The organism is Streptomyces sp. NPDC020875 (genome assembly GCF_040641415.1).
Taxonomy (GTDB): domain Bacteria; phylum Actinomycetota; class Actinomycetes; order Streptomycetales; family Streptomycetaceae; genus Streptomyces.
Genome location: NZ_JBFADP010000020.1, coordinates 1 through 20,429, shown reverse-complemented (window position 1 = coordinate 20,429; position 20,429 = coordinate 1). Strand labels below are relative to the sequence as shown.

General features: G+C 72.0%; 18 protein-coding genes and 1 pseudogene. 5 read left to right on the top strand and 14 right to left on the bottom strand.

What is annotated here, in order from left to right:
* Window positions 1-61: 61 nt before the first annotated feature.
* The 4 genes from AB0G74_RS13755 to AB0G74_RS13740 all read right to left on the bottom strand — a co-directional run bounded on the left by AB0G74_RS13755 (window position 62) and on the right by AB0G74_RS13740 (window position 8,485).
* The gene (locus tag AB0G74_RS13755; RefSeq protein ID WP_361144809.1) at window positions 62-1,474 is read right to left on the bottom strand and encodes a M1 family metallopeptidase; all 1,413 of its coding nucleotides are present in this window, start codon (window positions 1,472-1,474) and stop codon (window positions 62-64) included.
* 57 nt (window positions 1,475-1,531) lie between these two features.
* The gene (locus tag AB0G74_RS13750; protein ID WP_361144806.1) at window positions 1,532-5,548 is read right to left on the bottom strand and encodes a Pls/PosA family non-ribosomal peptide synthetase; all 4,017 of its coding nucleotides are present in this window, start codon (window positions 5,546-5,548) and stop codon (window positions 1,532-1,534) included.
* 776 nt (window positions 5,549-6,324) lie between these two features.
* Window positions 6,325-7,707 carry a dicarboxylate/amino acid:cation symporter gene (locus AB0G74_RS13745; RefSeq protein ID WP_361144803.1) on the bottom strand — a complete coding sequence of 461 codons (1,383 nt, stop codon included), beginning with the start codon at window positions 7,705-7,707 and terminating at the stop codon, window positions 6,325-6,327.
* A 487-nt stretch (window positions 7,708-8,194) separates the two neighbouring features.
* On the bottom strand, window positions 8,195-8,485 hold the full coding sequence (locus AB0G74_RS13740) for a DUF4229 domain-containing protein (RefSeq protein ID WP_361144800.1): 291 nt from the start codon (window positions 8,483-8,485) through the stop codon (window positions 8,195-8,197).
* 70 nt (window positions 8,486-8,555) lie between these two features.
* Here AB0G74_RS13740 and AB0G74_RS13735 point away from each other — a divergent pair, with 70 nt between their 5' ends.
* Complete coding sequence (locus tag AB0G74_RS13735) at window positions 8,556-8,687, top strand: hypothetical protein (protein WP_361144797.1); 132 nt, start codon at window positions 8,556-8,558, stop codon at window positions 8,685-8,687.
* Here the strand turns inward: AB0G74_RS13735 and AB0G74_RS13730 are convergent.
* From AB0G74_RS13730 to AB0G74_RS13705, 6 genes are all read right to left on the bottom strand, one after another.
* Window positions 8,662-9,186 (bottom strand): GNAT family N-acetyltransferase, encoded by a 525-nt coding sequence (locus tag AB0G74_RS13730; RefSeq protein WP_361144795.1) that lies wholly within the window; start codon window positions 9,184-9,186, stop codon window positions 8,662-8,664. The genes AB0G74_RS13735 and AB0G74_RS13730 overlap by 26 nt on opposite strands.
* A gap of 15 nt (window positions 9,187-9,201) precedes the next feature.
* Window positions 9,202-10,365, bottom strand: coding sequence for an aminofutalosine synthase MqnE (mqnE, locus tag AB0G74_RS13725; protein WP_361144792.1), 1,164 nt, complete (start codon window positions 10,363-10,365; stop codon window positions 9,202-9,204).
* Between the two features lie 114 nt (window positions 10,366-10,479).
* Window positions 10,480-10,935, bottom strand: coding sequence for an Lrp/AsnC family transcriptional regulator (locus AB0G74_RS13720; protein WP_358824333.1), 456 nt, complete (start codon window positions 10,933-10,935; stop codon window positions 10,480-10,482).
* Window positions 10,936-11,100: 165 nt separating this feature from the next.
* Entirely contained in the window at window positions 11,101-11,853 is a 753-nt protein-coding gene (locus AB0G74_RS13715; protein WP_361144788.1) for a UbiX family flavin prenyltransferase, read from the bottom strand.
* Window positions 11,854-12,035: 182 nt separating this feature from the next.
* Entirely contained in the window at window positions 12,036-12,992 is a 957-nt protein-coding gene (gene mqnP, locus AB0G74_RS13710; RefSeq protein ID WP_361144785.1) for a menaquinone biosynthesis prenyltransferase MqnP, read from the bottom strand.
* Window positions 12,989-14,434, bottom strand: a complete 1,446-nt coding sequence (locus tag AB0G74_RS13705) for a menaquinone biosynthesis decarboxylase (RefSeq protein WP_361144782.1) — start codon at window positions 14,432-14,434, stop codon at window positions 12,989-12,991. Before AB0G74_RS13705 ends, mqnP begins: the two co-directional genes overlap by 4 nt.
* A gap of 90 nt (window positions 14,435-14,524) precedes the next feature.
* Between AB0G74_RS13705 and AB0G74_RS13700 the strand changes: the two genes are divergently transcribed.
* Both AB0G74_RS13700 and AB0G74_RS13695 read left to right on the top strand, forming a co-directional pair.
* The gene (locus tag AB0G74_RS13700) at window positions 14,525-14,947 is read left to right on the top strand and encodes a PLD nuclease N-terminal domain-containing protein (protein WP_361144779.1); all 423 of its coding nucleotides are present in this window, start codon (window positions 14,525-14,527) and stop codon (window positions 14,945-14,947) included.
* Between the two features lie 9 nt (window positions 14,948-14,956).
* Window positions 14,957-15,766: pseudogene (locus AB0G74_RS13695) on the top strand (LysR family transcriptional regulator); the annotation flags it as partial.
* 40 nt (window positions 15,767-15,806) lie between these two features.
* On the opposite strand, the gene AB0G74_RS13690 reads toward AB0G74_RS13695, so the two are convergent.
* From AB0G74_RS13690 to AB0G74_RS13680, 3 genes are all read right to left on the bottom strand, one after another.
* Window positions 15,807-16,769 (bottom strand): DMT family transporter, encoded by a 963-nt coding sequence (locus AB0G74_RS13690; protein WP_361144776.1) that lies wholly within the window; start codon window positions 16,767-16,769, stop codon window positions 15,807-15,809.
* A gap of 92 nt (window positions 16,770-16,861) precedes the next feature.
* Window positions 16,862-17,095 (bottom strand): DUF397 domain-containing protein, encoded by a 234-nt coding sequence (locus AB0G74_RS13685; RefSeq protein ID WP_361144774.1) that lies wholly within the window; start codon window positions 17,093-17,095, stop codon window positions 16,862-16,864.
* Window positions 17,096-17,396: 301 nt separating this feature from the next.
* Window positions 17,397-18,170, bottom strand: coding sequence for a glycosyltransferase family 2 protein (locus tag AB0G74_RS13680; RefSeq protein WP_361144771.1), 774 nt, complete (start codon window positions 18,168-18,170; stop codon window positions 17,397-17,399).
* A 271-nt stretch (window positions 18,171-18,441) separates the two neighbouring features.
* On the opposite strand from AB0G74_RS13680, the gene AB0G74_RS13675 reads away from it, so the two are divergent.
* On the top strand, window positions 18,442-18,897 hold the full coding sequence (locus AB0G74_RS13675) for a hypothetical protein (protein ID WP_361144769.1): 456 nt from the start codon (window positions 18,442-18,444) through the stop codon (window positions 18,895-18,897).
* Between the two features lie 31 nt (window positions 18,898-18,928).
* Here AB0G74_RS13675 and AB0G74_RS13670 read toward each other — a convergent pair whose 3' ends face one another.
* Window positions 18,929-19,324, bottom strand: a complete 396-nt coding sequence (locus AB0G74_RS13670; protein WP_361144767.1) for a hypothetical protein — start codon at window positions 19,322-19,324, stop codon at window positions 18,929-18,931.
* Window positions 19,325-19,471: 147 nt separating this feature from the next.
* Between AB0G74_RS13670 and AB0G74_RS13665 the strand changes: the two genes are divergently transcribed.
* Entirely contained in the window at window positions 19,472-20,311 is an 840-nt protein-coding gene (locus AB0G74_RS13665) for a sugar nucleotide-binding protein (RefSeq protein ID WP_361144765.1), read from the top strand.
* The last annotated feature ends 118 nt before the right edge of the window (window positions 20,312-20,429 follow it).

Below are 20,429 nucleotides of genomic sequence, written 5' to 3'. Positions count from 1 at the left end.
TCCGCAATCCGCCCGGGGCCCGGCCCGGAGGAAAGGCCCGGGAATTCCCGATGGCGCGGAATCAAACATTCCGCAGCCCTGGAAGATCCCGGAATTCCGCCCCCGGGGCCGGTACGGAACCGCCGTCGCCGACCGGGCCCGTACCCGGCGGATCCGGCAGCCGCTTCTCGTACAGCCAGGCCCGGAACAACCCCTCCAGCGGCTCCGCCGTATGACGCGCCGCGAGCGCCGTGAAACCCTCCGTCGTGACCAGTCCGTGCCGGTGCGCCGTCGTCCACTCCCGCAGCAGGGCCCGGAACGCGGCCTCCCCGACCACCGTCCGCAGCGCGTGCAGGGTGAGCGCGCCCCGTTCGTACACCCGGTCGTCGAAGAGCCGCCGCAGCCCCGGGTCCGCGATCCGGACGTCCTGCGGCAGCAGCAGGAGCCGGGCCCGGGAGCGGGCCGCGTGCTCCGCCGCCGACGGGCCGCCGGACGCCTCGGACCAGAGCCATTCCGCGTACTTCGCGAACCCCTCGTTCAGCCAGATGTGCCGCCAGTCGGCGACGGTCAGACTGTTGCCGAACCACTGATGGGCCAGTTCATGGGCGATCAGCCGCTCCGAACCCCGCGCGCCGTCGACATGGTTGGCGCCGAACACGGCGAGCCCCTGGGCCTCGACCGGTACGTCCAGCTCCTCGCCGACGACGACCACACCGTAGGAGTCGAAGGGGTAGGGGCCGAACAGCTCCGTGAAGAGGGCCATCATCCGGGGCTGGCGGGCGAAGTCGTGGGCGAACCGGGTGAGCAGGGCGCGCGGTACGGCGGCGGTCTGCGGCACCTCGCCACCGGCACCCGTCCCGGCCTCGCCACCGTAGGGAACCGTCCCGGGCACGGAGACCAGTTCGTACGGCCCGATCTGGACCGTCGCCAGATAGGTGGCCATCGGCACGGGCTGCTCGTACACCCAGCGGGTGGTCGAGGCGCCGACCGTCCGGGCGGTCAGCCGCCCGTTGGCGACGACGGTGTACGGGGTCGGGGCGGTCAGCGCGATCCGGTACGCGGCCTTGTCGTCGGGCCGGTCGTTGCAGGGGAACCAGGACGGCGCGCCGTGCGGCTGGGCGGCGACGAGGGAGCCCTCGTCGAGCTGCTCCCAGCCGAGTTCGCCCCACTCCCGGGTGCGTACCGGCTGGGGCACGCCCTGGTAGCGGACCTCGACGGAGAACCGCCCGCCGGGCGGAACGGGCCGCTCCGGGGTGATCCGCAGTTTCTCGCCCCGGTGCGCCCAGCGCGCCGGGCGCGCCCCGTCCACCAGGACCTTGGTGACCCGGAACCGCCCCAGGTCGAGGACGACGACGGGCAGCGCGCGGCGGGCGGTGCCGTGGACGGTGGCCCGCCCCGCGAGCCGTCCGGTGTGGGGGACGTACTCCAGATCGAGGTCGTAGGAGGTGACGCGGTAGCCGTCGTCACCGTGGTACGGAAGGTACGAGTCGGACACGCGGCGCCGCCTTCGGTCGCAGGAGCGGGGAGGAGCGGGAAAAGCACGAGCAGCGGTCTATCGGCCCGGCGGCCAGGACGCGATCGGATTGCCCAGCCAGCGGGTACCCGGCGGGACGCGTTCGTCCCGGAGGACCAGGGACGCCGGTCCCGCGACCGCGCCCGCGCCGAGCACCGCGCCGGGGAGGGCGATGCCGTGCGGGCCGAGGGTGGCTCCGGGGCCCAGTTCCACCGGGCCGAGCCGCATGATCCGGTCGTGGAAGAGATGGGTCTGGAGTACGCATCCCCGGTTGACGCTCGCGCCCGCGCCGACGGTCACCAGATCGGCCTCCGGCAGCCAGTACGTCTCGCACCAGGCCCCCCGGCCGACCCGGGCGCCGAGGGCCCGCAGCCAGAGGTTGGTCAGCGGGGTGCCGGGGACCGCGCCGATCAGCCAGGGCACGGCGAGTACCTCGACGAAGGTGTCGGCGAGTTCGGCCCGCCAGACGAATCCGGACCACAGCGGGTGCTCCCCGGCCCGGAACCGCCCGTTGAGCAGCCATTTCGCCACCACGGCGACGGCGCACGCGACGACTCCGCCCAGCGCGATCATGGCCCCGGTGGCGGCGACGGCGACCCCGGCGCCGTAGCGGCCCGCCACGGCGGTGAAGGCGTACAGACCGGTGACGGCGAGTCCGGCCGAGCAGAGGACGGGCACGATCCGGCAGGCTTCGACGGCCGCGCGGGCCCGGCGCAGCCGCGCGGGCGGATCGTAGGTACGGCTCTTCTCGCCCCGCTCCCGTACGCGGCGGAGCCGGATCGGCGGCATCCCGAGCCAGGAGCTGCCCGCCTCGGCGCGTTCCGGGGCGGCGGACAGCACCCCGACGAGGCCGCGTTTGGGGACCCGGCGGCCCGGGGCGGTCATGCCGGAGTTGCCGAGGAAGGCGCGTTTGCCGACCCGGGCGGCGGCGATCCGCATCCGGCCGCCGCCCAGTTCGTACGAGGCGACCATGGTGTCGTCGGCGAGGAAGGCACCGTCCCCGACGGTCGTCATCGACGGCAGCGCCAGCACGGTCGACGCCTCCACGTCCCGGCCGACCCGCATCCCGAGCGCGCGCAGCCAGCCGGGGGTGGCGAGGCTGGCGTAGAGGGGGAAGAGATGGGCGCGGGCGGTGTCCATCAGCCGTTCGACGGCCCAGGCGCGCCAGGCGACCGGGCCGTGGACGGGGTGGCTGCCCTCGCGCAGCCCGGCGCCGAGGACGCGTACCCCCGCCAGGATCAGCAGGGCGTACGCGGCCAGGCCGGTGACGGCGGCGAGCGGCACACCGGCGGCCGGGTGCGGGACGGCGCGCAGGACCAGCAGGGCGGGGAGGGCGGCGACGGCGGGCAGCACGCCGAGGAGCAGCGACGTCAGAGCGTAGACGGCGGTCCAGCGGGCCCGGCGCGGCGGGCGGCCCCGGCGGATGGCGGTCCGGGTGGCGCCCCGGGCCCGGCCCTCGCGTACGGCGGGCACCCCGGACCAGCGCTCCCCCGCCGGGACCCGGCCGGTCACCCCGGAACCGGGGGCGATCTCGGCGCGCTTGCCGATCCGGGCGCCGGGGAACAGGGTGCTGCGGGCCCCGACGACGGCGTCGGCGCCGATCCGGATCGCCCCGATCCGGAGGGTGTCGCCGTCGAGCCAGTGCCCGGCGAGATCGGTCTCGGGTTCCACGGCGGCGCCCCGGCCGAGCCGCAGCATGCCGGTGACGGGCGGCAGGGCGTGCAGATCGACGCCGTCGGCGACCCGGACGCCGAGGGCGCGGGCGTAGTAGGTGAGCCAGCAGCCCGCGAGCTGGGTGGCGCCGGTGAGTTCGGCGAGCCGTTCGGCGGTCCAGAGCCGCAGATGCACGGCGCCCGCCCGGGGGTACGTCCCCGGGCGCACCCCGGCGAGCAGCAGCCGGGCGCCACCGGCGGCGAGCACGATCCGGCCCGGCGGGCTCGCGGTCAGCAGCCAGCCCGCGGCCGGCCACCACCAGGAGAAGCCGGGCCCGACGCCGGCCACATTCGCGGCGGCGGCGGCCAGGACGCCCCAGCGCAGCCCGCCGACGGTCAGCAGGAGCGGCAGCAAGGCGAGCTGGAGGGCGCGGGCCCGGCGGGGCACGGGGGCGGCGGCGCGGACGGTTCGACCGGTTCCGGCCCGCCGGTGCCCCTGTTCGCGTTCGCCTGCGCGCTCGCCTTCGCGTTCGTCGAGTACGGCGGCGAGGGCGCCGAGGGTCGGATGGCGGTAGACGTCGCCGACGGAACCGGTTCCGTACCGCTCCCGGATCCGGGACACCAGCCGGGCGGCGGCCAGACTCCCGCCGCCGTACGCGAAGAAGTCGTCACCGGCCGAGACGCCGGACGCCCCGAGCAGTTCGGCCCAGCGCGCGGCGAGCCAGGCCTCGGTCCCGGTGAGGACCGGGGCCCCGGCGGGCGCGGATTCGGCGGGCAGGGGCCAGGGCAGGGCGTCCCGGTCGGCCTTGCCGGAGGTCCGGGTGGGCAGCCCGGCGACGACGGCGAGTACGGGCACGAGCCCGTCGGGCAGGATCTCCCGCAGCCGGGCGAGGGCGCGGGCCTTGTCGAAGGCGGTCCCGGGGGCGGTGTCGGCATGGGGCCGCGGCTCGGGGTCCGGCTCCCGCCCCGGGTTCGGTCCCGGGGTGGGTTCCGGTCCCGGTTCCGGGGTGGGTTCCGGGACCACGTATCCGACCAGGATCCGGGTGCCCGACGGGGTCGTACGGATCGCGGCGACGGCGGCCCGGACACCGGTCAGGCTCAGCAGGGCCGTATCGATCTCGCCGAGTTCGACCCGTCGCCCGCCGAGTTTGACCTGGTCGTCGGCGCGGCCGGTGAAGATCAGCCCGGCGGGTTCGGCCCGGACCAGATCGCCCGAGCGGTAGGCGCGCGGCCAGCCGGTGGCGGGCAGGGGCGCGTAGGCGGCGGCGTCCCGCTCCGGGTCGAGGTAGCGGGCGAGCCCGGCGCCGCCGATGACGAGTTCGCCGGTACCGCCCATCGGTACGGGGATGCCGTCGCAGTCCACGACCGCCAGGTCCCAGCCGTCGAGCGGCAGCCCGATCCGGACCGGGCCGCCGCCTGCCGTGAGCCGGGCCGCGCAGGACACCACGGTCGCCTCCGTGGGGCCGTACGTGTTCCACACCTCCCGGCCCGGTACGGCGAGCCGCGCCGCCAGCTCGGGCGGGCACGCCTCGCCGCCCAGGATCAGCAGCCGTACGCCGTCGAGCGCGTCGGACGGCCAGAGCGCGGCCAGGGTGGGGACGGTCGAGACGACGGTGATCCGGCGCTCCGCCAGCCACGGCGCGAACTCGGCACCGCCCCTGACCAGGGCTCGCGGCGCGGGCACCAGACAGGCGCCGTGCCGCCAGGCCAGCCACATCTCCTCGCAGGACGCGTCGAACGCCACCGAGAGCCCGGCGAGCACCCGGTCCCCGGGCCCCAGGGGCGCCTCGGGCAGGAAGAGCCGCGCCTCGGCGTCGACGAACGCGGCGGCGGCCCGGTGGGTGACGGCGACACCCTTCGGGCGGCCCGTGGAGCCCGAGGTGAAGATGATCCACGCGTCGTCACCGGGTCGCGGGGGCGGGCCGTCGGTACGGGCTCCGCCGGGGACGCCGTGACCGGTGATCGTCCGGCCCTCGCCGAGTACGACCGCGGTACCCGCCTCGGCGAAGACGGTCGCGGCCCGCTCGGGCGGATCGTCGGCGTCGACGGGGACGTACGCGGCACCGGCGGCGAGGGCCGCGAGTACGCAGACGTACAGCTCGGCACCCCCCGAAGGCACCCGCACCCCGACCCGCGCCCCGCGCCCGACCCCCCGGCCCAGCAGCTCCCGCCGCACCCCGGCCACCTCGGCGAGCAGGGCGCGGTACGTCAGCGGGGCGACCCCGTCGTCGAGGGCGAGCGCGTCGGGGTGACGCCGGGCGGTGGCGGCGAGCACGTCGACGAGGGTCCGTTCGGGTGCGGCGGCCCTCCCGGTAAAGACGGCGGCCCGCGCATCGCGATCGGCGACGGCGGTCCCGAACACCGCGCGGCCGGGGGCGGGGGGTCGGGTGGTACGTATCGCCATCGGCTCGCTCTCCGTCCGTCACGTGACAACCGAGGAGCTTATGGCGGTTTACCCAGGTACGCCGGTTATGCGACCCGCGCATAGCGGGGCGCCGCCGCCGCGAATCGCACCAGCGCGTTGGCTCTCCGGGACACCGCCGCCGCGCCCGGCGGCCTGATGTTGTCCGCCGCCTGCGGCCCGAGGCTGGCTTGTCGCGCAGTTCCTCCCCCTATGCCTTCGGCGCTGGGGGGACCCCCAGCGCCTTGGCCCTCCACGGCGTCGCCGCCCCCGCCTTCTGTCCTGCTGAGCTGATGCATTAGTCGCGTCTGCGGACCGCATGTGGCTGGTCGCGCAGTTCCCCGCGCCCCTAAATGCTCTCCCCAGCGCCGCTCCTGAAAAGGGCCTCGCCTCCGGTGAGAGAGGGGCCTGCCTCTTTCGGAGGGCGGTCAGGAGGGCAACCAGGGGCGCGGGGAACTGCGCGACCAGCCACGCACGGTCCGCAGACCGCGAGCAACATCAGGCCGCTGGGCGCTGCCCGGGGTTGTGGGCCTCACCCGGAGGGCCAAGGCGCTGGGGGTCCCCCCATCGCCGAAGGCATAGGGGGCGGAACTGCGCGACCAGCCACAGGCGGTCCGCAGGCCGCCGACAACATCAGGCCCCGGGGCGCGACCCGGGTAGTGAGGCGGGGCCCCGGCGGAGCGGGACGCACCGGAGCCCCCGCTCTCCGTGAGGGGGAGAGCGGGGGCTCCGGTGAGCACATCACGGCCCGAGCACCACGAACCGCACAGCGCGAGCGATCACGCGGGGGCGGGGATCGACACCTTCTCGCCCGCCGACGCCGCCGACTCGCCCGGCACTGTCTCGTCGTCGATCGACGTCGACCCCGCCGCGTCGTACTGGTCGCGGTCGAGGATCTTCTCCCGGGCGGCCACGATCACCGGTACGGCCGCCTGTCCGGCGACGTTCGTCGCGGTGCGGATCATGTCGAGGATCGGGTCGATGGCGAGCAGCAGGCCGACGCCTTCGAGCGGGAGGCCGAGGGTGGAGAGGGTGAGGGTGGTCATCACGGTCGCGCCGGTGAGTCCGGCGGTCGCGGCGGAGCCGACCACGGACACGAAGACGATCAGCAGGTATTCCTTGAGGCCCAGCTGGATGTCGAAGATCTCGGCGACGAAGATCGCCGCGAGGGCCGGGTAGATCGCGGCGCAGCCGTCCATCTTGGTGGTGGCGCCGAACGGGACCGCGAAGGACGCGTACTCCTTCGGTACGCCGAGCCGCTCGGTGACCCGCTGGGTGACGGGCATGGTGCCGACGGAGGAGCGGGAGACGAAGGCGAGCTGGATCGCGGGCCAGGCGCCCTTGTAGAACTGGAGCGGGTTGACCTTGGCGACGGCCCAGAGCAGCAGCGGGTAGACGCCGAAGAGGACGAGCAGGCTGCCGATGTAGACGTCGGCGGTGAAGGTCGCGTACTTGCTGATCAGGTTCCAGCCGTAGTCGGCGATGGCGTAGCCGATGAGGCCGACGGTGCCCAGCGGGGCGAGCCGGATGACCCACCACAGCGCCTTCTGGAGCAGTTCCAGCACGGATTCGCTGAAGGTGAGGACGGGCTTGGCCTTCTCGCCGAGGGAGAGCGCCGCGATGCCCGCGACGGCGGCGAGGAAGACGATCTGGAGGACCTTCAGTTCGGCGAAGGGGGTGATGATGTCCGTCGGGATGATCCCGGTCAGGAAGTCGATCCAGGAGCCGGTCTTCTTGGGGAGTCCGCCGTCCTTGGGGGTGAGTCCCGTGCCCTCGCCGGGGTTGGTGAGGAGGCCGATGGTGATACCGATGGCGACCGCGATGAGGGAGGTGATCAGGAACCAGAGCAGGGTCTGGCCGGCCAGCCGGGCGGCGTTGTTGACCTTGCGGAGGTTGGTGATCGAGATCAGGATCGCGAAGAAGACGAGCGGCGCGACGGCCAGCTTCAGCAGCCGGACGAATATGTCGCCGACCTGCTCCAGCGTGTCCTTGAGCCAGCTGATGTCCTGTTCCCGGGCGAGCCAGCCGAGCAGGACGCCGAGGACGAGACCGGCGACGATCTGGGCCCAGAAGGGGATTCTCGGCAGTCGGGAACGGGCGCCGGACTCGGATGCCTCGGGCTTCCGGTCGGCGGGGGACGTCGTGTTCGCGGACACGGACACACTCCAGTGGTGGCTGAGGTAATGGGTGAGCGGAAGACGGCGCCCGTGCGCGAGTAGGGCCGGTTTCGGTTGCGAGTCGGGGCTGCCGCTGGGGAGGGATGCCGGGGTCAGACCGAGCGGCGACAGACCGCGGACATGCAGCGGCAGAGGTCGACATGCAGGCGCGCCACGAGCGGGGGGCTCGCGGCAAGGCGGAGGCGCACTGATGTCTGCATGGGGAACACGTTAACACCGGAGCTTTGAGGTTCTCAAAGGTCATCTTGGGGGCGTGGGGGCGGATTTTCCTCGGAATCCACACCACATCATCGGGACTACCTGCATAAACACGGACATCCCGGGCAGGATCTCAAGATCACTACCCGGGATGTGTGACACATCCGATATGCACCCGATACCGGGCTTCATCCGCCCGACACGAGACGCCGCGCCCCGGAGCACCGGGGCAGGCGCCGGAGCCGTACGACCGGCCCCCTCGGCTCGCCGCGCGTCAGGCGATGCCGTCCTCCCGCGTCCGGTTCGCCGCGAGGCGGTCCTTCGCCCGGTCCACGGAGTCGACGATCTGCTCGGACATCGCGTCGCGCTGCTTCCGCAGCAGGATGAAGCTCAGCGGCGCCGACAGCACCAGCGCCAGCAGCACGACCCAGACGAAGTTGGAGTCGCCGAGCCCCTTGGGGAGGATCCCGAACTGGACGAGGACGGCCACGACCGCGAAGCAGCCCGCGAAGACGGCGAGGCGCAGGCCGGTGTACTTGATCGCGGCGCTCGACTTGGCAGACACGGAGGCCCTTCTCTCTTCCGGACGCACGCGCTGTTCACGTACGCGACTGGGGATTGAACGTGCTGTTCCAGTGAAGCATGTACCGAAATCGAGCTATACGGCGGCTCTGCGGGACCCCCCGGACGGCCCCGCGACCACCGGGTTCATCACCATCGCCATCACCATCACCACCGGCGTCACCGCAGCGACAGCAGCATCGTGATGTCGTCCCGGTAATCCCCGTCCCCGACCCGGATCGCGTCGGGCACCCGCCCGACCTCCTGGTAGCCGCAGGACGCGTAGAACCGCTCCAGACCGAGCCCGCCCCGGCAGCCGAGCCGGATCGCCTCGACGCCGCCGAAACCGCGGGCGGCCTCGGCCGCCGCCGCCATCAGTCCGCGCCCGGCGCCCCGGCCCTGCTGGTCGGGGTGGACCATGACGGTGTAGAGCCAGATCCAGTGGGTCATCAGCCGATGGCTGTTAAAGGTGAGGAACGCGGTGGCCGCGACCCGCCCGTCGGTGTCGTGGCCGACGAGCAGCCGGGCCCGTCCCTCCGCCAGGGCGGCGAGCTGGCGGACCAGCTCGGGCCGGATGTCGTCCGGGGTGACGGGCGGGACGAATCCGACCGCGCCGCCCGCGTTGGTGACATCGGCCCAGAGCCGGAGGATTCCGTCGCGGAGCGCCGGGTCGACGGCGGGGTCGAGGGTGTACGTCAGGGTCAACGCGCGCTCCCCCGGTCAGAGCCGCATGGGCTGCGGCGATTCGCGCCGCTCGGCTTCCGGGCCGGGGTACTCGCGGATGATCTCGTACCGGGTGTTCCGCTCCACCGGGCGGAATCCGGCGTCCCGGATCAGCTCCAGCAGATCGTCGCGGGTCAGCTTGTTCGGCGTGCCGTAGTTGTCGGCATCGTGGGTGATCTTGTACTCGACCACCGAGCCGTCCATGTCGTCGGCGCCGTGCTGGAGCGCGAGCTGCGCGGTCTGGACGCCGTGCATCACCCAGAACACCTTGACGTGCGGCACGTTGTCGAAGAGCAGCCGGGAGACGGCGAAGGTCTTCAGCGCCTCGGCGCCGGTGGCCATGGTGGTCCGGGCCTGGAGCTTGTTGCGGACCTTGCCGTCCTTCATGTCGACGAAGTCGTGCTGGTAGCGCAGGGGGATGAAGACCTGGAAGCCGCCGGTCTCGTCCTGGAGTTCACGGAGCCGGAGTACGTGGTCGACCCGGTGGCGCGGCTCCTCGATGTGTCCGTAGAGCATCGTGCTCGGGGTCTTGAGCCCCTTGCTGTGCGCCAGCCGGTGGATCCGCGACCAGTCCTCCCAGTGGGTCTTGTGGTCGACGATGTGCTGGCGGATCTCCCAGTCGAAGATCTCGGCGCCGCCGCCGGTGAGCGATTCCAGACCGGCTTCGATCAGCTCGTCCAGGATGTCGGAGGCCGACATTCCGGAGATGGTCTCGAAGTGGTGGATCTCGGTGGCGGTGAACGCCTTCAGGGAGACGTTCGGCAGCGCCTCCTTGAGGGCGGAGAGCGACCGGGGGTAGTAGCGCCACGGCAGGTTGGGGTGGAGCCCGTTGACGATGTGCAGCTCGGTGAGGTTCTCGTTCTCCATCGCCTTGGCGAGGCGGACGGCCTCCTCGATCCGCATCGTGTACGCGTCCTTCTCGCCCGGCTTCCGCTGGAACGAGCAGTACGCGCAGGACGCGGTGCACACATTGGTCATATTGAGGTGCCGGTTGACGTTGAAGTGGACGACGTCACCGTTCTTGCGGGTACGCACCTCGTGGGCGAGGCCGCCGAGCCAGGCGAGGTCGTCCGAGTCGTAGAGGGCGATCCCGTCCTCACGGGTCAGCCGCTCACCGGCGAGGACCTTCTCCTCCAGCTCGCGCTTGAGCCCAGCGTCCATGCGCCCGCCTCCCACTTTCCTGATCCGTCGAGCCTCGTCCATCGGGCTCCGTCCACGGTACTTGGCCCGCCCCAGGCGGGCGGGAGTGCCCCCGCCGCGCGGGGGCGGCCCCGGTCATTCCTGGGCGGGCAGATCCCCGACGCGGTTCTCCCACTTGGTGGAGAGGACGATCGTGGTCCGGGTCCGGGAGACGCCCCGGGTGCCGCTGAGCCGCCGGATGGTCTTCTCCAGGCCGTCGACGTCATTCGCCCGGACCTTGAGCATGTACGAGTCGTCGCCCGCGATGAACCAGCAGTCCTCGATCTCGTCCAGATCGCGGAGCCTGCGGGCCACGTCCTCGTGGTCGGCGGCGTCGGAGAGGGAGATCCCGATCAGGGCGGTGACGCCGAGCCCGAGGGAGGCGGCGTCGACGGTGGCGCGGTAGCCGGTGATGACACCCGCCGCCTCCAGCCGGTTGATCCGGTCGGTGACGCTGGGCCCGGAGAGCCCGACGAGCCGTCCCAGCTCGGCGTAGGAGGCCCTGCCGTTCTCACGTAGGGCCTGGATGAGCTGCCTGTCCACCGCGTCCATAAACCTGGCGCCTTCCATTATTCAGCAATCCAGTGAGTATCAGAATGAAACTAAGGCATGCAGGGATTTGTCCCTGCGATCCCTGAAGAGTCTGGGTTGGATACATCTGTCGGTACGGGTCTTCTGACGCCGCCCGGCTCGGCGGGCGGGCCGGTACGGCCGCCCTCAGCCGGTCCCCGGCGCCGTCCCCGTACCCCCGGCCGCGTCGGCGGCCTTCCTCGCCGTGCCGCCGATCTCGCCCTTCCAGCGCCCGTAGAGGGTGTGCGGCACCCCCACGGCGTCGAGGGCCCGCCCGGCAACGAAGTCCACCAGGTCCTGGATGTGCGTCGCCCCGGCGTAGAACGCGGGCGACGCGGGCAGGACGACGGCCCCGGCCTGGTCGAGGGTGACGAGATGCCGCAGGGTCTGCCCGTTGAGCGGGGTCTCGCGTACGGCGACGACCAGCGGCCGCCGCTCCTTGAGCGTCACGCTCGCCACGCGCTGGAGCAGATCCTTGGAGAGCCCGAGGGCCACCCCGGCGACGGCGGCGGTCGAAGCGGGCACGATCAGCATGCCCTTCGCCGGGTACGACCCCGACGACGGCCCGGCCGCGAGGTCCCCCGCGTTCCAGTACCGCACCTCGCCGTGATCACCGAGATCGACGTCGAAGGTCCCGGCCCGCCCGTCGGCGCCCCGCCCCAGCCACTCGGCGAGGTCGTCCCGCCAGTGCGCGTCCCGGAAGGAGATCCCGGTCTCGTCCAGCAGGGTGAGCCGCGAGGCCCGCGACACCACGAGGTCGACGCTCTCGCCCGCGTCGATCAGCCCCCGCAGCACGGCGGCGGCGAACGGCGTCCCGGACGCCCCCGACACCCCGACGACCCAGGGCCGCCGCACCCCGTCCCGTGGCTCTTCCCGTGCTGCTTCTCGTACTGCCTCCACACGGGGAGCCTATCCGGGTCCGCCGACCGGCCCGTCACCGTCCTCGGCCCTCGGTGAGCCGCTGGCCGGCGCCCCCGGGCGCGGGGAAGGACCGATCACTTCCCGGGGTCGACCGGGAGCACCGCCGTATCGAACTCCAGCTTGCCGAGCGACGTCCCGACGGTGATCCGCTCCCCGTACGGCTACACCATCAGACCACGCACCACCAGATCCAGCAGAGCGAACACGAAGAGGGTAATTCCGATAAAACCATTGACCGTGAAGAACGCCCGGTTCAGCCGGGACAGGTCGTGCGGCCGGACGATGGTGTGCTCGTAGCCGAACGCGACCGCGACGATCACCAGGCCCACCCAGAAGAACGCGCCCGCGTCCGTCGCCAGGCCGTACCAGGCCAGCAGGGCCGTGGTGATCGCATGGCAGGCGCGGGCGCCGTGGAGCGCCGCCGGGACGCCGAAGCGGGCCGGGACGGACTTCACGCCCTCCGCCCGGTCGGCCGCCACGTCCTGGGAACCGAAGATCAGGTCGAAGCCGCCGATCCAGATCCCGACCGCGACGCCGAGGATCACCGCGTCCCACGACCAAGTGCCGGTGACCGCGAGCCAGGCGCCGATCGGGCCGATCGCCTGGGCCAGGCCGAGGATGGCGTGCGGGAAGTTCGTGAACCTCTTCCCGTACGGATAGACCACCATCGGGACCACCGCGATCGGCGCCAGCGCCAGACAGAGCGGATTGAGCGCCGCCGCCGCGCCGAGGAAGACGGCCAGCGCGATCAGCGCGCCGGTCCAGGCGGTCCGTACGCTCACCGCGCCGGTGACCAGTTCGCGCCCGGCGGTCCGGGGATTGCGGGAGTCGATCTCCCGGTCGATGATCCGGTTGCAGGCCATGGCGAAGGTCCGCATCCCGACCATGGCGACCGTGACGATCAGCAGTTCGGTCCAGTGGACGCTCTTGTCCACCTGGTACATCGCGGTGAGGGCGGCGATATAGGCGAACGGCAGGGCGAAGACCGAGTGCTCGATCATCACCAGCCGCAGGAACGCCTTGACCTTGCCGCCGGAGGCCGCCGGGCCGCCGCCCGGCCGGGTACCGGGGACGGCCCCGGCACCGGTACCGGAAGCGGCGGCGCCGTCCGCCGTCACAGGCCGTACTCCTTCCAGCGCCGGTCCACCAGCGCCGAGGTGTCGGGATCGGACTCGACCATGTTCGGCCAGCCCCGGGTATACCCCTCCTCGGGCCACTTGGCGGTGGCGTCGATCCCCGCCTTTCCGCCCCAGAACTGCTGGTAGGAGGCGTGGTCCAGATGGTCCACCGGCCCCTCGACCACGGTCAGGTCACGGGCGTAGTCGGTGTTCCCGAAGGCCCGCCAGGCGACCTCGTGCAGATCGTGGACGTCGCAGTCCTTGTCCACCACGATGATCAGCTTCGTCAGGGACATCATGTGGGCGCCCCAGATCGCGGACATCACCTTCTGCGCGTGCTTGGGGTACCGCTTGTCGATGGAGACGATCGCGCAGTTGTGGAAGCCGCCCGCCTCGGGCAGGTGGTAGTCCACGATGTCCGGCACGATGATCTTCAGCAGCGGCAGGAAGAACCGCTCGGTGGCCCGGCCCAGCGGCCCGTCCTCCGTCGGCGGCCGGCCGACCACGATCGACTGGAGCAGCGGGCGCTTCCGCATGGTGACGCAGTCGATGGTGAGCGCCGGGAAGTCCTCCTGCGGGGTGTAGAAGCCGGTGTGGTCGCCGAACGGCCCCTCCGGCAGCATCTTCCCCGGCTCCAGCCACCCCTCCAGGACCACCTCGGCCTGTGCGGGCACCTGGAGCGGCACGGTCTTGCAGTCGACCATCTCGATCCGCTTGCCCTGGACGAACCCGGCGAACAGATACTCGTCGATGTCGCCGGGCAGCGGCGCGGTGGAGGCGTACGTCACCGAGGGCGGGCAGCCGAAGGCGATCGCGACCGGCAGCCGCTCACCGCGCCGGGCGGCGACCTGGTAGTGGTTGGCCGAGTCCTTGTGGATCTGCCAGTGCATACCGATGGTCCGGCGGTCGTGCCGCTGGAGCCGGTAGAGCCCGAGGTTGCGGACCCCGGTCTCCGGGTGCTTCGTATGCGTCAGCCCCAGGTTGAAGAAGGAGCCGCCGTCCTCGGGCCAGGTGAAGAGGGCGGGCAGCGCGTCGAGATCGACCTCGTCACCCTGGAGGACGACTTCCTGTACGGGAGCGTCCTTCACCTTCTTCGGCGGTACGTGGATCATCGTGCCGAGCTTGCCGAACGCCTCGCGGACCCCGATGAAGCCGTGCGGCAGCTCGGGCTTCAGCAGCCCGCCGATCTTCTCGGAGATCTCGGAGTACGACTTCAGCCCCAGCGCCTTGAGCAGCCGCCGGTCCGTACCGAAGACATTCATCGCCAGCGGCATGGACGAGCCGCGGACGTTCTCGAAGAGGAGGGCGGGCCCGCCCGCCTTGTTCACCCGGTCGACGATCTCGCCGACCTCCAGGTGCGGGTCGACCTCGACCTTGACGCGCTTGAGGTCTCCCTCGCGCTCCAGGGCCCTGAGCAGGGAACGAAGATCCTCATATGCCATGGGCCCCAGTATCCGGTACCGGCTACCCTGGCCACGTCACCGGGTGCCCGCCCGCGCCCCGCAGCCTCTCCTTGGGGGACCGTCACCACCATGCTCCGGTATCTGCCGTTCCTCCTGGTCCTGGCGCTGTGGATCTATGCCTTCATCGATGTGCTGAACACCCCGGAGAAGGAAGTCCGCAACCTTCCCAAGCTGGCGTGGATCTTCATCGTGCTGCTCTTCGGCGAGGTGCTGCTGGGCCCGATCGCCTGGTTCGTCGCGGGCCGCCCGCGCCGTACGGCCGCGTACGGCGGCGGCTCCGGCGGGGGCGTGTTCTCGGGCGGCGGGGGCCGGGGCGGCGGCTGGGTGGCACCCGACGACAACCCGGACTTCCTGAAGTCGCTGGGCGACGAGACGAAGCGGGAGCGCGAGAAGCCCGCGGAGCCCGAGCCCGAGCCGGAGCGCGCCGAGCCCGCCGAGGACGACCAGAAGCGGGACGACCGGAAGAAGAACGACGGCAAGGACGACAAGTAGGAGTCCGCCGTGGAGCTGCGTCTCCTGGTGACCTTCGCGAAAGTCGCGGAACTGCTGAGCTTCACGGCCGCCGCGAGCGAGCTGCGCTACGCCCAGTCGAGTGTGACCGCGCAGGTCAAGGCGTTGGAGTCGGAGCTGGGCGTCCAGCTCTTCGACCGGCTCGGCGGCCGGATCCGGCTCACGGAGGCGGGTGAGCGGCTGGTGCCGTACGCCCGCCGGATCATCGATCTGCACGACGAGGCGCGGGCGGCCGTCGCGGAGACCGGGGAGCCGGAGGGCGCGCTGACCGTCGGCACGATGGAGTCGCTGACGTCGTACCGGCTGCCGCCGCTGCTGGAACTCTTCCACCACCGCTATCCGGCGGTACGCCTCGCACTCCGCCCGGCCCTCGGCGACGAGACGCGCCGGGCGGTGCTCAAGGGCGCGTACGACATCGGCTTCCTGATGGACCCGGCGACGGAGCACCCGGGGCTGGTCACGGAGGTCCTCGCCGTGGAGTCGCTGGTCCTGGTGGCCGCCCCCCGCCACCACCTGGCTGGCGCTGACGCCCTGACCACGGCCGATCTGGTCGGCGAGCAACTGCTGGGCACCGAGCCGGGCTGCCCGTACCGGGACCTCTTCGAGGCGGAACTGCGCGCCGTGTCCGGCCCGACGCCCCCGTTCCGGGAGTACGGCACGCTGGAGGCGGCCAAACAGGGGGTGGCGGCCGGGCTGGCGATCGCCCTGCTGCCCCGGGTCGCGGTCCGCGCCGAACTGGCGGCCGGAACGCTGACGGCGCTGCCGTGGGAACCGCCGTTCCGGCTGTACACGCAGGTGGCGTGGCGGGAGGGGAAGCGGCTGCCACGCCATGTCCGCCTCTTCATCGACGAGACGCTGCGGCTGTTCCGGGAACAGGAGCGGGATCCGGGGACCCCGGCTTCGACCCCGGCTCCGGCGTCCCCGGCTTCGACTTCGGCTTCCCCGGCTTCGGCTTCGGCTTCGGCCGGTTGACGCGCAGACTCGCGGCGACGATCAGCGGGATCCCCAGCGCCTGGAGCAGCCCGATGTGGTGCCCGTACACGACCCGGTCGGCCACCAGCGCCACCACCGGATAGACGAAGGCGAGTACGGCGATCCGCGCGGTGGTCAGCCGCTGATAGGCCGCGTACATCAGGACGTACATCACCCCGGTGTGCAGCACCCCCAGCCCCACCAGCCACGCCCACCCCGCGCCCAGCCCGCCGACCTCGGCGAGTTCGGCGAGCGGCAGCAGCAACGGCAGCCCCACCAGCACCTGTACGAGCGCCACGAGATGCGGCCGGACCCCGGTGATCCGCTTGGTGACCAGGGTCGAGGCGGCGTAGAGCAGCGCGGCCAGCAGGGCGAACCCGACCCCGGCGACGGACGCGGACGCCCCCGGCCCGACCCCGGACACGAGCACGAGCCCGCCGAAGGCCACCGCGAGCCACCCGAACTGCCCCCGCGTCAGCCGCTCCCGCAGCACCACGGCCCCCAGCAGCACCAGGAAGAACGGCTGGGTGTGATAGACGACGGTCGCCAGGGATATCGACCCGTGCTCATAGGCGGAGAACAGAAACACCCAGTTCAGCACGATGAACACGCCACCGAGCGCGGAGAGCCCGACGGTGCGCCGGGTGAGCCCGTGATCCCTGAAGTACCCCCGTACGAGGGCGTACCCGGCGAGGGCGAGCGCCCCGAAGAGGCACCGGAAGAGGACCACGGTGGAGGGCGAGGCGGTCGACTCGACGACGAAGACCCCGATGGTCCCGGAAAGCACCATCGCGGCGGTGAGCTGCACGGCACCGGTCTGTTCACTGGTCATACCGGCGACGCTAGGAGCGGGCCCTCCGCGAGAGCGAGCGCGTGGTGGGCAGTCCTCCCGATACCCCGATCGGCGCGGCCGATCGACGCAGGTCAGCGCCGCCCGGCGGCATAGGGCAGAAACCCGCCCCAGGCGCGGGCGGTGATGCCGAGCCGCGCCCCGTCGGGAACCTTGGAGTCCCGGACGTGAATGACGGCGGGGCGATCGTCTCCATCGCCACCGCCGCGGCGCGACTCCTGCCGGGACAGAGCCACCTCGACACAGTTGCCGTGCCCGCCGCTCTTGCTGTAGCTGCTCTTGAACCAGACCAGATCGGTGGCGCGCATCGGGCTTTCCTCATCTCCGCTGGACGCTGGACGGGGTGACGCGAGGGCCCAGCGTAGAGCCGGGACCAGCGCCCCCGGCAGAGCACGGGAACGAGAACGGCCGGAACAGACCGTCCTATCGGGGATGATCAGCTCCGGGCGTGGGAGAGGAAGCCGGCCCGGGCCCCCGGTTCGAGAGCCGGGCCCGTCGGGAATCACGGTCACGGCCGGGGCCAGGGCCTCACCCGATCGCGTACGGACCGGAAAGACGGTCTCGCCCCGGTGCGGGCGGCCCGGCGGCGGGAAGCGGATCTCGGCTCGGTCAGATCCGGGACTTGCGCAGGGAGTGCCACACGTCCCCGGAGAGCGCCAGGGCCGACCACGGCAAGGAGAGGTGCTCGTGCTGCCGGTACAGCCGCCAGTTGTGCTCGACCAGCCCCAGCTTGTTCGAGGACAGCGATCCCGCGCGCCCGGCCCGGTAGACCGCCAGCGGCTCCCGCATGCCCCGGGCGGGGTGCCCGTCCCGCATGATGCTCAGCCACAGCGCGTAGTCCTGCCGCTTCGGCATGTCGGGCATGAGCCGGGTGCCGAGCGCCTTCCGGTCGTACATGGCGGTCAGGGCCCCGATGTGGTCCTGCATCAGCATGTCCCGGTACGTGACGCGCTCCCGGGACGCGACGACCCGCCCGTTCGGTACGAAGTCGCACGCCTCGCCCGTGTAGTCGCCGTCGACCTTGTAGTAGGCGGTGAACGTCAGCGGGGCGTCGCCCGCGGCGGCGAACTCGATCTGCCGCTCCAGCTTCTCCGGGAGCCACATGTCGTCGCTGTCCAGAAACGCCACGTAGTCGCCACGCGCCCGGGCCAGGGCCAGGTTCCGGGCCTTGGCGGCGCCGCCCTGCTCGGGCGCCGCCTGCGGCAGCACCCGCTCGTCCTGACCGGCCAGCTCCCGCAGCATGTCCATGGAACCGTCGGTGGACGCGTCGTCGGTGATCAGCAGTTCGACGTCGGCATGGGTCTGCGCGAGGACGGAGCGCACCGACGCGCCCAGAGTGACGGCCGAGTTGTATACCGGCATCACCACGGAAACCAGGGGCACGGCGGATTCCTTACGGTGAGGAATGTGCGAGGGGCGGGCTCCGGCGACACGCGCCGCCGGGGATGGCCACGGTATCAACCCGCTCACGGGCCTCCACCACATCCATCCGTACGCCCCGGCCCGGCCGGGCCCGGCCCGCGCCGCCCCGGCCCGGACTCCGAGTCGCCCCACCCATCCCCTGCGCCCCGTACGCCACACAGTGGGTCACAGACCCGTCACAGCACCCCCTCAATGCCCACGCGCCCCGGGCCCGCCCCGGCACGCTGACCGGATGCGTACCCGACACACCGCCCTCACCCTCCTCACCGCCGCCTTACTGCTCACCGGCACCGCCTGCTCCCTCGAAACCAGCCCCGAGCCCACCAAGACCATCCGTCCGCCGACGACGGCGACCCCGCCGGTGAAGGAACCGTCCGCCGAGGACCTGGCGAAGGCGCGCGAGGCGGCCGGCCTTCCGCCGAAGCCCGATGCCACGGTGGCCGCCGCGTACATCGCCGCGCTCAACGCGATCGATCCGCGCATCGTCAAAACGGGCAAGGAAGACCAGGCCATCAGCCGCGGGCTGAACCAGTGCGGTTCGATCAAGTCGGCGAAGGACAAGTCCGAGCTGCCGCAGCAGGCACTCGACCGGTTCACCATCGGCACCCGGCTCCCGGACATCGCGACCCCCGCGACCGGTACGGCGATCCTGGCCGCCGTGCACAAGAACCTCTGCCCCACCTTCTGACCCGAGCCCGGCCGTGCCCCGTACGTATGGGCTATGACCTCGGCGAATTGTCGTCCCTCGGGAGCACGGCGCAGAAGATCACGTAGACGGCGAAGGCGATGTAGGGGGGACTGCCGGGGTGGTGGTCGATGTAGTCGACGAGCATGCCGATGCCGAAGACCCAGGCCCCACCCCCGGCGACAACGAAGACGGTGTTGCCGTCTTCCCGCAGCAGGCGCATTCCGACCCATAACAGGACGGGCATGAGGGTCCAGGAGGCTGCCGTGGTGAGCCCGTGCTCGACCGCACCGCCGAACGTGTCGCCCCTGGCGTCGGCGGCGGTCGCGGCTTCCCGGGCCCGGTCGTAGCCGTGACGCATGACGGCATAGCAGGCGGCGGTGGCCGCAGAGGCGGCGACGGCGCCCTTGGCACAACGTATGAGGTTCATGCGGGGCATCCTCACCCGGAACATCCGGCGGGTCGCGAGGTCGCCACGCGGCGTTCAGGCCAAGGCCGCGTCCCACCGGCGGAAAGCGCGCACCCCGACTTGTCTGTGGGGCCTTACTCGTGCGGCTCACCCGGCTACGTTGCTCGTATGACAGTTCTGATCATCGGCGGCAGCGGCTTTCTGGGTTCCCAGCTCGTCCGGCAGGCAACAACGGCGGGACACACGACCATCGCGACGTACGCCACCAAGCCCGGTGACGCCGCCCCGACCGAGTGGCGCCACCTCGATCTGCGGGACGCGGACGGCCCGGACGCCGTATTAACCGAGGTGAACCCGAGCGTCGTCATCAACGCGTCGAGCGGCGGGGCCGACTGGGCGGTTACGGCGCAGGGCCCGATCCGGCTCGCGATCGCCGCGGCGAAGCGTGGCATCCGCCTGGTCCATGTCTCCTCCGACGCCGTCTTCTCCGGTGTCGGCCGGGCCCGGTACGACGAGTCGTGCCTCCCCTCCCCCGTCACCCCGTACGGCGCGGCCAAGGCGGCGGCCGAAACCGGGGTTCTCGCGGTGTACCCGGAGGCCGTGGTCGCCCGCACGTCCCTGATCGTCGGCGACGGGGACTCCGAACACGAACGCCTGGTCCACCGGCTCGCGACCGGCGCCTTCGACGGCGCCCTGTTCACCGACGAGTTCCGCTGCCCCGTCCACGTCTCGGACCTCGCGGCGGCGCTGCTGGAACTGGCGCCGAGCGACGCGTCCGGCATCCACCACATCGCTGGCCCGGACACCCTCAGCCGGTACGACTTCGGCATCCTCGTCGCCGAACGGGACGGCCTCGACACCGCCCGCCTGCCCAAGGCAACCCGGGCGACGAGCGGCCTCCCCGGAGCACTCGACGTCCGCCTGGACAGCCGGGCGACCCAGCGCCGCCTGAAGACGACGCTGCGGGGCGCCCGGCAATTCCTTCGGGAAGCGCGCCCCCCTCGTTGAAGAACCGCCGGGTCAGGTCATATCTAGGCCGTGTCTTCAAAATGGCGCCGTCCGCCCGAAGGGCGGGGCCCGCGGCGTCCGGTGCGTGCAGTCGCAAGGCGGAGGGGTTCCCTCGTAC